Source organism: Janibacter sp. Y6, assembly GCF_040900765.1.
GTDB lineage: Bacteria > Actinomycetota > Actinomycetes > Actinomycetales > Dermatophilaceae > Marihabitans > Marihabitans melonis.
Genome location: NZ_JAKLYZ010000002.1, coordinates 1 through 13624, shown reverse-complemented (window position 1 = coordinate 13624; position 13624 = coordinate 1). Strand labels below are relative to the sequence as shown.

General features: G+C 72.4%; 15 protein-coding genes. 8 read left to right on the top strand and 7 right to left on the bottom strand.

All coding sequences use genetic code 11. The annotated features are described in order from the left end of the window. Positions 1-18: 18 nt before the first annotated feature. Positions 19-1182 carry an acyl-CoA dehydrogenase family protein gene (locus L6241_RS04945; protein ID WP_368245166.1) on the bottom strand — a complete coding sequence of 388 codons (1164 nt, stop codon included), beginning with the start codon at positions 1180-1182 and terminating at the stop codon, positions 19-21. A 61-nt stretch (positions 1183-1243) separates the two neighbouring features. Between L6241_RS04945 and L6241_RS04940 the strand changes: the two genes are divergently transcribed. After that, entirely contained in the window at positions 1244-2392 is a 1149-nt protein-coding gene (locus tag L6241_RS04940) for an LCP family protein (protein WP_368245165.1), read from the top strand. 32 nt (positions 2393-2424) lie between these two features. Here L6241_RS04940 and L6241_RS04935 read toward each other — a convergent pair whose 3' ends face one another. From L6241_RS04935 to L6241_RS04915, 5 genes are read right to left on the bottom strand one after another with little or no spacing between them, the layout of a single operon-like run. Continuing rightward, positions 2425-3246 carry an SGNH/GDSL hydrolase family protein gene (locus L6241_RS04935; RefSeq protein ID WP_123093512.1) on the bottom strand — a complete coding sequence of 274 codons (822 nt, stop codon included), beginning with the start codon at positions 3244-3246 and terminating at the stop codon, positions 2425-2427. After that, positions 3243-3917, bottom strand: coding sequence for a uracil-DNA glycosylase (locus L6241_RS04930; RefSeq protein WP_251718269.1), 675 nt, complete (start codon positions 3915-3917; stop codon positions 3243-3245). The genes L6241_RS04935 and L6241_RS04930 overlap by 4 nt, the downstream gene beginning before the upstream one ends. A gap of 46 nt (positions 3918-3963) precedes the next feature. Continuing rightward, entirely contained in the window at positions 3964-4377 is a 414-nt protein-coding gene (locus L6241_RS04925) for an arsenate reductase ArsC (protein WP_368245164.1), read from the bottom strand. Next, positions 4374-5468: an ACR3 family arsenite efflux transporter gene (arsB, locus tag L6241_RS04920; RefSeq protein WP_368245163.1), complete on the bottom strand. Its 1095-nt coding sequence runs from the start codon at positions 5466-5468 to the stop codon at positions 4374-4376. The genes L6241_RS04925 and arsB overlap by 4 nt, the downstream gene beginning before the upstream one ends. Further along, positions 5465-5932 carry an ArsI/CadI family heavy metal resistance metalloenzyme gene (locus L6241_RS04915; RefSeq protein WP_123093814.1) on the bottom strand — a complete coding sequence of 156 codons (468 nt, stop codon included), beginning with the start codon at positions 5930-5932 and terminating at the stop codon, positions 5465-5467. Before L6241_RS04915 ends, arsB begins: the two co-directional genes overlap by 4 nt. An 82-nt stretch (positions 5933-6014) precedes the next feature. Between L6241_RS04915 and L6241_RS04910 the strand changes: the two genes are divergently transcribed. The 7 genes from L6241_RS04910 (at position 6015) to L6241_RS04880 (ending at position 13500) form a co-directional block, all read left to right on the top strand. Continuing rightward, a complete protein-coding gene (locus tag L6241_RS04910; protein ID WP_252974530.1) occupies positions 6015-6377 on the top strand; it encodes a helix-turn-helix transcriptional regulator in 363 nt (120 codons plus the stop codon). A 46-nt stretch (positions 6378-6423) separates the two neighbouring features. Then, positions 6424-7800, top strand: a complete 1377-nt coding sequence (locus tag L6241_RS04905; protein ID WP_368245162.1) for an aspartate aminotransferase family protein — start codon at positions 6424-6426, stop codon at positions 7798-7800. Between the two features lie 132 nt (positions 7801-7932). Next, positions 7933-8223 carry a DUF3263 domain-containing protein gene (locus L6241_RS04900; protein WP_068269737.1) on the top strand — a complete coding sequence of 97 codons (291 nt, stop codon included), beginning with the start codon at positions 7933-7935 and terminating at the stop codon, positions 8221-8223. Between the two features lie 85 nt (positions 8224-8308). Beyond that, entirely contained in the window at positions 8309-8761 is a 453-nt protein-coding gene (locus L6241_RS04895) for a hypothetical protein (RefSeq protein ID WP_368245161.1), read from the top strand. Between the two features lie 119 nt (positions 8762-8880). Then, positions 8881-9450: a hypothetical protein gene (locus L6241_RS04890; protein ID WP_368245159.1), complete on the top strand. Its 570-nt coding sequence runs from the start codon at positions 8881-8883 to the stop codon at positions 9448-9450. Positions 9451-9717: 267 nt separating this feature from the next. Then, positions 9718-11343 (top strand): chaperonin GroEL, encoded by a 1626-nt coding sequence (gene groL / locus L6241_RS04885; protein ID WP_368245158.1) that lies wholly within the window; start codon positions 9718-9720, stop codon positions 11341-11343. Between the two features lie 237 nt (positions 11344-11580). Further along, positions 11581-13500, top strand: a complete 1920-nt coding sequence (locus L6241_RS04880) for a potassium transporter Kup (protein WP_123093793.1) — start codon at positions 11581-11583, stop codon at positions 13498-13500. A gap of 10 nt (positions 13501-13510) precedes the next feature. On the opposite strand, the gene L6241_RS04875 is transcribed toward L6241_RS04880, so the two are convergent. Continuing rightward, positions 13511-13624: integrase core domain-containing protein (locus tag L6241_RS04875; protein WP_368245600.1), on the bottom strand; the 114-nt coding region annotated here is incomplete at its 5' end.

Genomic DNA, 13624 nt, shown 5'->3' with positions numbered 1-13624 from the left:
TCAGCGCCCGCGCGCGCCTCAGCGCACCGAGCGCAGCAGGTCCCGGCTGATGACGAGACGCTGGATCTGGTTGGTCCCCTCGAAGATCTGCGTCACCTTCGCCTCGCGGAAGTAGCGCTCGACGGGGAAGTCTGCGGTGTACCCGGCGCCGCCGAGCACCTGGATCGCGTCCGTCGTCACCCGCATCGCGGCGTCGGTCGCGACGAGCTTGGCCACCGCGGCCTGGCGACCGAAGGCGCGCCCGGCGTCGCGCAGCCGTGCGGCGTGGAGGTATGTCGCCCGGGCCGAGGTGACGGCGGCCTCCATGTCGGCGAGGAGGAAGGCCAGGCCCTGGTTGTCGGCGATGCTCCGCCCGAACTGCTGGCGCTCGGCCGCGTACCGGGCGGCGGCGTCGAGGGCGCCCTGGGCCAGACCGGTCGAGGCGGCGGCGATGCCGAGGCGGCCGGCGTCGAGGGCGGACAGGGCGATCGTCATGCCCTGGCCGATCTCGCCCACCCGGTGGTCGTCGGCGACCGGCACGTCCTCGTAGTAGACCTCGCGCACGGTGTCGCCGTGCAGGCCCATCTTGCGCTCGGGGGTGCCGAAGGTCAGGCCGGGCGCGTCCGCGGGCACGACGAAGCACGTGATGCCCCGGCCGCCGTCGTCGCTCGTCCGGGCGAAGGTCGTGTAGAAGTCGGCGTGCCCGGCGTGGCTGATCCAGGCCTTGCGGCCCCGGACGACCCAGCCCTCGTCGGTGCGCGTCGCCCGGGTCGTCATCGAGCCGACGTCGGAGCCGGCGAGGGGCTCGGAGAGCGCGTAGGCGCCGAGCTGAGTACCGGAGAGCATCTCCGGGAGCATCCGCTGCTGCTGCTCCGGGGTGCCGAAGGCCGCCACCGGGTAGCAGGTGAGGCCGTGCACGGAGGTGCCGACGGCCACCGACATCCACACCGAGGCGATCTCCTCGACGACCTGGAGGTAGACCTCGTAGGCCTGACCACCGCCGCCGAGCTCCTCCGGGTAGGGCAGCGAGAGCAGACCGGCCTCGCCGAGCTCGGCGAAGATCTCGCGCGGGAAGACCTCACCACCCTCGGCGGCGCGCTCGGTCTCGTCGACGGCCGGGCGCAGCACCCGGTCGCAGATCGTGCGGGTCATCTCGATGAGGTCGTCACCGATCTCCGTGGGCATGAGCCGGGTTGCGGGCATGTCTCGCAGCGTAGACGAGCGAGCCTCGAGACCACCCAGCCCCGTGTGGTGCCATGGGGACGTGCGCACCTCAGCCCTGCCCGTGACGCTCACCGCCGCGATGAGCGCCCTCACCCTGGCCGCCTGCACCGGCCCCGCCGACGAGCCCAGGGCCTCGGCGACCCCGTCGACGACGTCCTCGGCCACCCCTTCGTCCGCCGCCGCCTCGGCCTCGAGGTCCGCGACCACCTCCCGGATCTCCGGCGCCCCGGCGGGCCTGCGTGACGTCGTCACCGCCCGCTACGGCTCGGCCGTGACCGGCTCGGCGGAGCGCGGCCGCTGGCGCGGTGACGACGTCGCCGTCGTCACCGGCAGCGGCGGCCAGGACGGCGACGTCACCCTCGCCGTGCGCCCGAAGGGGCGCCAGGGGTGGAAGGTCGTCGGCGGCTGGTGGCCCTCGCTCGGCCCGACGAAGGGCAAGGCGCAGCTCGGCGGCCGTGGGCACGTCCTGCTCATCGGCTCGGACGCCCGCCCGGGCGAGGACCCCGCCCGCACCCGGGCCGACGCCCTCCAGCTGCTCGGCGTCGACGGCACCGGCGGCGCCGGTCTCATGGGCTTCGCGCGCGACCTGTGGGTCCCGATCCCCGGTCACGGCGAGGGCAAGCTCAACTCCGCCCTCGTCTACGCAGGCCCGCAGGGACAGGTCGACACCGTGCGCCGCCTCACCGGCATCACCCCGACCGGCTACGTGCTCACCGGCTTCGAGGGGTTCGAGGGCGTCGTCGACGACCTCGGCGGCCTGAGCTTCCGGGCACCCTTCAGCATGGACAGCCACCTCAGCGGCGGCACGATCGCGAAGGGGGCGCGCCGGCTCAGCGGCCGGCAGGCGCTCGCGTGGTCGCGCGAGCGCAAGAGCCTGCCCGGCGGGGACTTCGACCGCTCGCGCAACCAGGGGCTGCTCCTCGCGGCTGCGGCGATCCAGGCCCGGCTCGCCGGCCCCTCCGCGCTGCCCCGCGCGCTCACCGTCGTGGACCGGCACACCGAGTCCGACCTCACCGGCGAGGAGATGCTCCTCTTCGCGGCCGCCTTCTACCGGGTCGACCCGGGACAGGTGGGTCGGGCCGTGGCGAAGGGGCCGACCGGCACCGCCGCCGGCCAGTCCGTCGTGCGCCTCGACGACGCCTCCCGGGCCGCCTTCCGCGACTTCCGCGACGGGCGCATCAGCGGCTGACGAGCCGTCCGGGTGGCCGCGACGGTGGGACCTCAGCCGCCGAAGGGCAGCTCGCCCGGCCGCAGCGGCGCCAGCTCGGGCCGCTTCGCGTCGAGCGCGTCCCCGGACGACCGGCCGGTGAGCCGACGGTGGACCCAGGGCCCGGCGTACTCCCTGGCCCACCGGCTGCTCTCGGCGAGACGCTCCCGGCGCGGCGCCAGGGCTGCCGGCGGCAGCGGGGCGTCCCACGCGCCGCGGTCGGTCTCGACGCCGAGCGCGTCGAGGGCGGCGAGCGCGACCCGACGGTGACCCTCGGGGGAGAGGTGGATGCGGTCCTGCGACCACATCCGCCAGTCGCGCAGCGAGCGCATCGTCCACAGGTTGAGCACGTGGGCACCGTGCCGCTGGGCGATGGAGAAGAGGTTGGCCGTGTGCACCGCGTGCCGGGGACGAAGGGAGGCCAGCAGCCCCGCCTTCGCCGGGTCGGTCGGGGTCGCGAGGAGCACGTCGGCGCCGGTCGCGCGGATCCGGACGACGGCGGCCTCGAGCCGGTCGGCGATCGCGTCGAGGTCGACGCTCGGCCGCAGGATGTCGTTGCCACCGCCGACGAGGGAGACGAGGTCGGCCCCCATCGGCAGCGCGAGCTCGAGCTGGCGGCCCACGACGTCGTCGAGCTTGCGCCCCCGGACGGCGAGGTTCGCGTAGCGGAAGGGCTGGTCCGCGTCGCCGGCCGCGTCCTCGTGCCGCTGGGCGAGCGCGTCGGCGAGGCGGTCGGCCCAGCCGAGGTACGAGCCCTCGACCCGGGGGTCGGGGTCGGACATCCCCTCGCTGAAGGAGTCGCCGATCGCGACGTAGCTGGACCAGGTGCGGGTCATGGGAGCCTCCAGTCGACCGGCTGCGCGCCCTGGCGGGTGAGCAGCTCGTCGGTGCGCGAGAAGGGACGGGAGCCGAAGAAGCCGTTCCGGGCGGACAGCGGCGAGGGGTGGGCGGACTCGACGACCGGGACGTCACCGAGGGCGGGGGCGAGGGAGCGGGCGCCGCGGCCCCACAGGATCGCGACGAGCGGACCGCCGCGGGCGGCGAGGACCTCGATGGCGCGGTCGGTGACCTCCTCCCACCCCTTGCCCTGGTGCGAGGCCGGGGCACCCGGTCGCACGGTGAGGGTGCGGTTGAGCAGCATGACGCCCTGCTCGGTCCACGGGGTGAGGTCGCCGGTGCTCGGCATCGGCACCCCGAGGTCGTCGACGAGCTCGCGGTAGATGTTGCCCAGGCTGCGCGGCACGGGGCTGACGTCCGGCGCGACGGCGAAGGACAGCCCGATCGCGTGCCCGGGGGTCGGGTAGGGGTCCTGGCCGACGACGAGGACGCGGACGTCCTCGAGCGGGATGGTGAAGGCGCGCAGGACGTGCTCGCCGCTCGGCAGGTAGCCGCGGCCGGCCTCGACCTCGCCCCTCAGGAAGTCGCCGAGCGCGGCGATGGTGCCCGCCACCGGCTCGAGGGCCTGCGCCCACGACGGGTGGACGAGGTCGGCGAGGTCGCGGGGCACGAGCGCCAACCTAACCCCGGCGAAGGGGATGACACCCGCCGGGTGGTCAGGCCCGGTCGACCCCGAGCGAGTCGAGCAGGGTGACGACCCGGTCGCGGATGGCGTCGCGGATCGGGCGCACCGCCTCGACCCCCTGGCCCGCGGGGTCGTCGAGCGGCCAGTCCTCGTAGCGCGTGCCGGGGAAGACCGGGCAGGCGTCGCCGCAGCCCATGGTGACGACGACGTCGCTGGAGCGGACCGTCTCTGGCGTGAGGACCTTCGGCTGCGCGGCGCTGATGTCGATGCCGACCTCGGCCATCGCCTCGACGGCTGCGGGGTTGACGGCATCACCGGGCGCGGACCCGGCCGAGCGGACCTCGACGGCGTCACCGGCGAGGTGCGCGAGCCAGGCCTGGGCCATCTGCGAGCGCCCGGCGTTGTGCACGCAGACGAAGAGGACGGAGGGGCGGGCGGCGGTCATCGGGTCTCCTGGGGCGAGGGGGTGGCGGGCGTCCATCGGGGACGCCGGCGCAGGGCGAGCGAGACGTAGACGAGGCCGACGAGGACGGGCACCTCGATGAGCGGTCCGACGACGCCGGCCAGGGCCTGGCCGGAGGTGACGCCGAAGGTCGCGACGGCGACGGCGATGGCGAGCTCGAAGTTGTTGCCGGCGGCGGTGAAGGCGAGCGTCGTCGTGCGCTCGTAGCTCAGCCCGAGGCTGCTGCCGAGGAGGTAGCCACCTCCCCACATGACGGCGAAGTAGACGAGCAGCGGCAGGGCGATCCGCGCGACGTCGAGGGGCCGGCTCGTGATCTGGTCGCCCTGCAGCGCGAAGAGCAGGACGATCGTGAAGAGCAGCCCGAGCAGGGCGAAGGGGGAGATCCGCGGCAGGAAGGTGCCCTCGTACCAGGCGCGGCCGCGCACCCCTTCGCCGATCCGCCGCGAGAGGTAGCCGGCGAGCAGGGGCACCCCGAGGAAGACCAGGACCGAGACGGCGATCTGCCCGAAGGAGACGTCGAGGACGGTCTGCTCCAGGCCGAGCCAGCCCGGGAGGACGGCGAGGTAGAACCAGCCGAGGGCGGCGAAGGCGAGGACCTGGAAGAGCGAGTTGAGCGCGACGAGCACGGCGGCGGCCTCGCGGTCGCCGCAGGCGAGGTCGTTCCAGATGATGACCATGGCGATGCAGCGGGCCAGCCCGACGATCACCAGGCCGGTGCGGTACTCGGGCAGGTCGGGCAGGAAGACCCAGGCGAGGGCGAACATCAGCGCCGGGCCGAGGACCCAGTTGAGGACCAGGGAGCCGGCCATGAGGCGGCGGTCGGAGGTGACGGTGCCGAGGCGGTCGTAGCGGACCTTGGCCAGCGGCGGGTACATCATGACGAGCAGCCCGATCGCGATGGGCAGCGAGATGCCGTGCAGCTGCACCGCGTCGAGCGCCGGGCCCAGGCCGGGGATCGTGCGGCCCAGGGCCAGGCCGAGGACCATCGCGACCCCGATCCACACCGGCAGGAAGCGGTCGAGCGTGGACAGGCGGCCGGTGACGTCCGCGGGCGCGTCGTGGGTGGTCGTCACGCGTCGGCACCCGCGGGGGCGCAGCAGGGCGAAGGGGAGCCGAGCACCGGCAGCGACGCGGTGGCCGGGCGGGCGTCGGCCGGGTCCTCGTCCTTGACGACGTAGACCTCCCACGGCGCGCCGGCGGGGTCGTGGACCCACACCTTGTCCTGTAGGGCGTAGCAGCACGTCGTGTCGTCCTCGTCGAAGGTCGCCAGCCCGGCGTCGGCCAGACGGGTCCGCGCCGCGGTGACCTCCTCGCCGGAGCCGACCTCGACGCCGAGGTGGTTGAGGGCCCCCTTCGCCCCGGTGCCGCGCGTGGCCTCGTCGCTCTGGATGAGCACGAGCTTGAGCGGCGGCTCGGCGATCGCGAAGTTCGCGTACCCGGGGCGGCGCTTGTGGGGCTCGACGCCGAAGAGGGTGGAGTAGAAGGCGACGGACGCCTCGAGGTCGACGACGTCGAGGGCGAGCTGCACACGGCTCATGGCGGGTCCTCCCGATCAGATATCGACGAGCATCGATACAGAGACTCTGGCACCGCATATCGACGTATGTCAATATGGAGGCATGACGACCGCCCCGACCGCCGACGGACGCCCGCTGCTGGCCCAGGCCGTCGAGCGGTGCTGCGCCGCCGAGGGCAGCGCCCCGATCACCCGCGAGGACGCCGAGGTCGTCGCCCGCCTGCTCAAGGCCGTCGCCGACCCCGTGCGCCTGCAGATCCTCGGTGTCGTGCGCTGCTCGCCGCAGCAGGAGGTCTGCGCGTGCGACCTGCCCGCGCCGCTCGGGCTGGCCCAGCCCACCGTGAGCCACCACCTCAAGGTCCTCGTCGAGGCCGGCCTGCTCACCCGCGAGCGTCGCGGCCAGTGGGCGTGGTTCACCCTCGTGCCCGAGCGGCTCGCGCTCGTGCGCCGCGCCCTCGAGGTCTGAGCGGGACGGGCGACGTCGGGGCCGCCGTGCTCGTAGAGTGCGCCCCATGCATGGCCAGACTGACGCGACCATCGAGCGGCTGGGCCGCCAGGTCCTCGAGTACGCCGAGGGGCGGCTCAAGCTCGACCCGGTGCCGCTCGACTACACGCTGACCCCCGAGGAGCTCCTCGACCGGGCCGGCCAGACGGTGACCCCCGACGGGCTCGGGGGCGAGCGGGCGATGGACATCTTCGCCGAGGTGCTGGCCCCGGCCTGCCTGTCGGTCGACCACCCCCGCTACCTCTCCTTCATCCCGTGCGCCCCGAGCGACGCGGCGGCGATGTTCGACCTCGTCGTCGGCGCCTCCTCGGTGTACGCCGGGTCCTGGCTCGAGGGCTCCGGCGCGGTCTTCGCCGAGAACCAGGCGCTGCGCTGGATCGCGGACCTCGCCGGGCTGCCCCCGCAGGCGGGCGGTGCCTTCGTGCCCGGCGGCACGATCGGCAACCTCTCCGCGCTGGTCGCGGCCCGCCACAGCGCGCGGGCCCGGGCCGCGAGCGCGACCTCCGAGGGCTCGCCGACCTTGCGCCCGTGGCGGGTCGCGGCGACCGCAGGTGCGCATTCCTCCATCCAGTCGGCGTGCGACGTCATGGACGCCGAGCTCGTCACCGTCGAGCCCGACGCCGACCTGCGGCTCACCGGTCCCGCCCTGCGCGAGGTCCTCGAGCGCGAGGGGCCCGAGAGCTTCTTCGCCGTCGTCGCCACGGCCGGCACGACGAACTTCGGGGTCGTCGACGACCTCGAGGCCGTCGCCCAGATCTGCGCCGACCTCGGCATCTGGTTCCACGTCGACGGGGCGTACGGCGGCGCGGGTCTCGCGGCCCCGAGCGTGCGCCACCTCTTCGCCGGCGTCGAGCGGGCCGACTCCTTCATCGTCGACCCCCACAAGTGGCTCTTCGCCCCCTTCGACTGCTGCGCGCTGCTCTACCGCGACCCGCTCCTCGCCCGGGCGGCGCACACCCAGAAGGCCGGCTACCTCGACGTCCTCACCGAGGCGCCGGACTGGAACCCCACCGACTACTCCGTCGGGCTCACCCGGCGCGCTCGCGGGCTGCCGCTGTGGTTCAGCCTCGCGACGCACGGCACCCGGGCGTACACCGACGCCGTCGAGCGCACGCTCGAGGTGGCCCGGCACGCCGAGCGCGAGATCGCCGCCCGGCCCGAGCTCGAGCTCGTGCGGCACCGCGACCTGTCGGTCGTCGTCTTCCGTCGTCTGGGCTGGCAGCCCGCCGACTACCAGGCGTGGTCGGACCGGATGCTCGGCGACGAGTTCGCCTTCGTCGTCCCGACGACGCACGCCGGCGAGACCCTGGCCCGCTTCGCGATCGTCAACCCGCAGACGACGACGGATGACATCGACGCCATCCTCGACACGATGCGGGAGTGACCGCAGGGGCGTGCGGGACGGCTGAGCACGTCTGGTGAGACGGTGTCCAGCCGCCACGCCGCACGAATGACATCCGTGTCATTCGCGCGATAGGCTGCGCTTGCAGTCCCCGCCGTCCACGAGAGGTCACCCGTGACACCCGCCTCCCAGCAGCAGACGCAGAGCCCGTCGGCGCAGCTGAGCGACCGCGACCGCGAGATCCTCGCCTTCGAGCGCCAGTGGTGGACCTACCAGGGCGCGAAGGAGCAGATGATCAAGGAGCTCTTCGACATGAGCTCCACGCGCTACTACCAGGTGCTCAACGCGCTCATCAACAACCCGGCGGCGCTCGCCGAGGACCCGATGCTCGTCAAACGGCTGCGGCGCATGCGCCAGGCCCGTCAGCGCAGCCGCAGCGCGCGCCGGCTCGGCTTCGACGCCTGAGCCGACCACCGGCGGTGAGCGACGAAGGGGGACCCACGGGTCCCCCTTCGCGCTGCCCGGCCCGCACGTGCGGCAGGGTGGGGGCATGAGCGAGCTGGACTGGAGCACGACGCAGGGCCTCGCGGCGATCAAGGAGCACCTCGCCGGTGAGATCGAGGGCTGGCGCGAGCCGGTGACCTTCGCGGTCGCCCTGAGCCCTGCGACCTCGGACCCCGAGTGGGAGATCGGCCACCTCAACCCCGTCGGCGGGCGTCACGGCCTGGCCGCCGTCGTCCTCGCGACCGTCATCGGGCACGACGGCTCGACGGCCACCGTGCCGCTGACGACCGCTCACCTCGACGCCGCGATCACCTCGCTCGAGCCGGCGCAGGCCTGCACCGAGGTCGAGCACCCGAACCTCGCCGACTGGCGTCGGGTGCGCGCCGCGCTCGAGGGCAACCCCGGGCGCGAGGTCGTCGCGGTCTTCGTCGCCGACCTCGCCGACCCCGTGACGAGCGAGGCCGACGGCGAGATGCGGGCGGCGCTCGAGCGCGCCTGAGGCCACCCGCGCCGGCCGTCGCGGTCGTGACGGACTCGTGACCAACCGGTCCTCGACCTGCCGCGTCCTGGTCTACGAGGGAGCGAGACACGCTCTCCGACCAGACAGGGGACCAGATCATGAAGACGCAGCTCGCCGCCATCGCCGTCGGCGTCACCGCTCTCACCGCCCTCCCGGCGGCCTCGGCCACCGCGCAGCAGCACGCCTCCGGTGGGGTCGTCGCCGAGCACGTGAGCGTGCAGACCGTCCTCGACGGTGCGATGGGCCCGGTCATCAAGGGCAACCAGCACCGCCTGCGCCTCGTCACCGACATCGAGGGGATGTCGGACCCCCGGCACGCCGCGAAGATCCAGTCCTACTACTGCCCCTCCGGCGCCCGGATCACGAACAGCTGGACCTCGAGCCGCTGCGTCTACCGGGGCACGACCTTCCTCACCTACGACCGCTCCGACTACCGCGTGAGCAGCACGATGCGCTCGGCCCGGGTCGTGGGGCTCGTCCAGACCGAGAAGACCTCGCTCGTCGCCGACCTCACGCTGCGCGCGTACGGCGACGAGGAGGTCGGGGGCTGGTACCCCGGGTCGGTCACCCGGTCGGTGGAGGCGACGGTCTCCGGAGAGCTGCAGGGCGCGACGGTCCGCTACGAGGAGCGCAAGGGCTCGGGCATCCACCGGCACGAGCGCGCCTGACCTGGACGCACGACGACGGGGTGGTCCGCAGGGGGCGGGCCGCCCCGTCGTCATGCACCGGGGCGCGTCTCGCGGGCCTCGACGGCGTTTGCACTCGACGGTCGAGAGTGCCAATATCGGCATTAGCACTCTCCTCGTGAGAGTGACAGAACCGACCGGTGCAGGTGAGGTCCTCGACGTCGCGGCGACGTGAGCCGTGCGAAGGGGGCCGTCCGTCGCGGGCACCTCCCGGTCACCACCAACCAACTCGTGTGGAGGACCACCCGAATGGCAAAGCTCATCGCCTTCGACGAAGAGGCCCGCCGCGGTCTCGAGCGGGGTATGAACACCCTCGCCGACGCCGTCAAGGTCACCCTCGGCCCCAAGGGCCGCAACGTCGTCCTCGAGAAGAAGTGGGGCGCCCCCACGATCACCAACGACGGCGTCTCGATCGCCAAGGAGATCGAGCTCGACGACCCGTACGAGAAGATCGGCGCCGAGCTCGTCAAGGAGGTCGCGAAGAAGACCGACGACGTCGCCGGTGACGGCACGACGACGGCCACCGTCCTCGCCCAGGCACTCGTGCGCGAGGGCCTGCGCAACGTCGCCGCCGGGGCCAACCCGATGGCGCTCAAGCGCGGCATCGAGAAGGCCACCTCGGCCGTCTCCGACCAGCTCCTGTCGATGGCCAAGGACATCGAGACCAAGGAGCAGATCGCGGCCACGGCCTCGATCTCCGCCGCCGACCCCGAGATCGGGTCCAAGATCGCCGAGGCGATGGACAAGGTCGGCAAGGAAGGCGTCATCACCGTCGAGGAGAGCAACACCTTCGGTCTCGAGCTCGAGCTCACCGAGGGCATGCGCTTCGACAAGGGCTACATCTCGGGCTACTTCGTCACCGACACCGAGCGCATGGAGACCGTGCTCGAGGACCCCTACGTCCTCATCGCCAACTCCAAGATCGGCTCGATCAAGGACCTGCTGCCGCTGCTCGAGAAGGTCATGCAGTCGGGCAAGCCGCTGCTCATCATCGCCGAGGACGTCGAGGGCGAGGCCCTGTCGACGCTCGTCGTCAACAAGATCCGCGGCACCTTCAAGTCCGTCGCCGTCAAGGCCCCGGGCTTCGGCGACCGTCGCAAGGCCATGCTCGCCGACATCGCCATCCTCACCGGTGGCCAGGTCATCTCCGAGGAGGTCGGCCTCAAGCTCGACACCGCCGAGCTCGACCTGCTCGGCCGTGCGCGCAAGGTCGTCGTCACCAAGGACGAGACGACGATCGTCGAGGGCGAGGGCGACCAGGACCAGATCGCCGGTCGGGTCAACCAGATCAAGGCCGAGATCGAGAACTCCGACTCGGACTACGACCGCGAGAAGCTCCAGGAGCGCCTCGCCAAGCTCGCGGGCGGCGTCGCCGTCATCAAGGCGGGCGCGGCCACCGAGGTCGAGCTCAAGGAGCGCAAGCACCGCATCGAGGACGCCGTGCGCAACGCCAAGGCTGCCGTCGAGGAGGGGATCGTCGCCGGTGGTGGCGTCGCCCTGCTCCAGGCGACCGAGGCCGCCTTCGCGGGTCTGTCCCTCGAGGGTGACGAGGCCACCGGCGCGAACATCGTGCGCGTCGCCGCCTCCGCCCCGCTCAAGCAGATCGCGGTCAACGCCGGTCTCGAGGGCGGCGTCGTCTCCGAGAAGGTCGCCAACCTGCCCTCCGGTCACGGCCTCAACGCCGCGACCGGCGAGTACGTCGACCTCATCGCCGCGGGCATCATCGACCCGGCCAAGGTGACCCGCAGCGCGCTGCAGAACGCCGCCTCCATCGCGGCGCTCTTCCTCACCACCGAGGCCGTCGTCGCCGACAAGCCCGAGAAGACCGCTCCGGCGATGCCGGGTGGCGACGAGATGGGTGGGATGGGCTTCTGAGGAAGGCGCAACCGAGGTTGGCGGCGAGGAACGAGCTGCCGGCTGAGGCGGAGTCGACGAAGAAGACCCGAGGGCTGGGCTTCTGATCGAGCCCCCCTCGCTGGTCGAGGTGCGACGAGCTCTGCGAGGAGCCTCGAGACCACCGACACCGCTGCACCACCGCTGACGACGGGGTGGACCTCCCAGATCTGGGAGGTCCACCCCTTCGTCGTCCCGGCAGGCGTACTGTCCTCCTCCGTGACCTCAGCACCTGGTGCCGTCGAGCGCGACGGCAGCACACATCACGGGGGCGCCGCCGGGCTCGTCCTGGCCGCCCTCGGCGTCGTCTTCGGCGACATCGGCACGAGCCCCCTGTACGCCCTGCGCACCGTCTTCGCCCTCGACGGGGGCATCGTCGGCGCCTCGCAGGAGGACGTCTTCGGCGTCGTGTCGATGATCTTCTGGTCAGTGACGCTCGTCGTCTCGATCAAGTACATCGGCTTCATCCTGCGGGCCGACAACGACGGAGAGGGCGGCATCATGTCGCTCGCCCACCTCACCCGCCGCAGCGTGCGCCCCGGGGGTCGCCGCTTCGCCCTGGCGATGATCCTCGGCGTCTTCGGCGGCTCGCTCTTCTTCGGCGACAGCCTCATCACCCCGGCGATCTCGGTGCTCTCGGCCGTCGAGGGCCTGCGCGTCGCCGCACCGGCCCTGTCGGACTACATCGTGCCCATCGCCGCGGTGATCGTCGTCGTCGTCTTCAGCGTCCAGCGCTTCGGCACCCACAGCGTCGGGCGCTTCTTCGGCCCGGTCATGGTCGTGTGGTTCCTCACCCTCGGCGGGCTCGGGCTGTGGCACGTCGTCCAGGACCCCGAGGTCCTCCTCGCGCTCTCGCCCCACCACGCGGCCCTCTTCGTCCTCGACCGCCCCTTCGTCGCCTTCGTCGCGATGGGCGCGGTCGTCCTCGCGATCACCGGTGCCGAGGCCCTCTACGCCGACATGGGGCACTTCGGGCGGCCCCCGATCGCTCGTGCGTGGTTCCTCCTCGTCTTCCCGTGCCTCACCCTCAACTACCTCGGGCAGGCCCAGCTGGTCATGCAGGACAGCCACGAGACGGCCAACCCCTTCTTCCACCTCGCACCGGGCTGGGCCCAGCTGCCGCTCGTCGTCCTCGCGACGCTGGCGACCATCATCGCCAGCCAGGCGGTGATCTCCGGGGCCTTCTCCGTCGCCCGCCAGGCCGAGCGGCTCGGCTTCTTCCCCCGCCTCACCGTGCGCCAGACGAGCGAGAGCTCGGGCGGGCAGATCTACGTGCCGTCGGTGAACTGGCTGCTCTTCGCCGGCGTCATGATCCTCATGGTGACCTTCCGCGACTCAGAGCGCCTCGCGACGGCGTACGGCGTCGCCGTCACCCTCGACCTGCTGCTCACGACCTCGCTCTTCAGCGTCTACGCCGTCGCTGCGCTGCGCTGGTCGACCCCGAAGGTCGTCCTCTTCGCCGGGGTCTTCGGCACCGTAGAGCTGCTCTTCTTCAGCGCCAACATCGCCAAGGTCCTCCACGGCGGGTGGCTGCCGCTGCTCGTCGCGTGCACCCTCGCGACGGTGATGACGACGTGGGGCCGCGGCCGCGAGCTCGTCACCACCCGCCGCGAGAAGCTCGAGATGCCGCTGAGCACCTTCCTCGACGAGGTCGCGACGAGCACGAAGATCCTGCGCGTGCCCGGCACGGCCGTCTTCCTCCACCCCAACGCCGAGACGACCCCGCTCGCGCTGCGCGAGAACCTCCAGCACAACCACGTCCTGCACGACGAGGTCGTCATCGTCACGACGCAGTCGCTCAACGTCCCCTTCGTCCCCGACTCCGAGCGGGTCGTCGTCGACGACCTCGGCAACCCCTACGACCACGTGAGCCACGTCCTGCTGCGCTACGGCTTCAGCCAGGAGCCCGACATCCCCGCCGGGCTGGCGATCGCGCGGGACGAGGGCCTCGACATCGACCTCGACGGCACGACGTACTTCCTGTCGCGGATCACCGTGCACCAGAGCCAGCGGCCCGGGATGCACCCGTGGCGCAAGCGTCTCTTCATCGCGCTCGCGCACAACGCCGCCGACCCCACCGACTACTTCAACCTGCCGCTCGGCCGCACGATAACCATGGGGGCTCAGGTCAAGCTCTAGGTGTACTCGGTCACGACGTTGGTGACAGGCGGCTGATGGGTGGGAGTCCGCCCAGAGCGGTGTGGCGTCGTCGAGTGTTGTACTGCTCGAGCCAGGGTGCAAGGGCGGCTGCGCGGTCGGTGTT

What these genes read in the sequence shown, in the direction of transcription:
- L6241_RS04905 (WP_368245162.1), top strand. Translation starts at nt 6,424, where the DNA reads ATGCATGGCCAGACTGACGCGACCATCGAGCGGCTGGGCCGCCAGGTC.
- L6241_RS04910 (WP_252974530.1), top strand. Translation starts at nt 6,015, where the DNA reads ATGACGACCGCCCCGACCGCCGACGGACGCCCGCTGCTGGCCCAGGCC.
- L6241_RS04915 (WP_123093814.1), bottom strand. Translation starts at nt 5,932, where the DNA reads ATGAGCCGTGTGCAGCTCGCCCTCGACGTCGTCGACCTCGAGGCGTCC.
- L6241_RS04925 (WP_368245164.1), bottom strand. Translation starts at nt 4,377, where the DNA reads ATGACCGCCGCCCGCCCCTCCGTCCTCTTCGTCTGCGTGCACAACGCC.
- L6241_RS04945 (WP_368245166.1), bottom strand. Translation starts at nt 1,182, where the DNA reads ATGCCCGCAACCCGGCTCATGCCCACGGAGATCGGTGACGACCTCATC.
- L6241_RS04935 (WP_123093512.1), bottom strand. Translation starts at nt 3,246, where the DNA reads ATGACCCGCACCTGGTCCAGCTACGTCGCGATCGGCGACTCCTTCAGC.
- groL (WP_368245158.1), top strand. Translation starts at nt 9,718, where the DNA reads ATGGCAAAGCTCATCGCCTTCGACGAAGAGGCCCGCCGCGGTCTCGAG.
- L6241_RS04895 (WP_368245161.1), top strand. Translation starts at nt 8,309, where the DNA reads ATGAGCGAGCTGGACTGGAGCACGACGCAGGGCCTCGCGGCGATCAAG.
- L6241_RS04890 (WP_368245159.1), top strand. Translation starts at nt 8,881, where the DNA reads ATGAAGACGCAGCTCGCCGCCATCGCCGTCGGCGTCACCGCTCTCACC.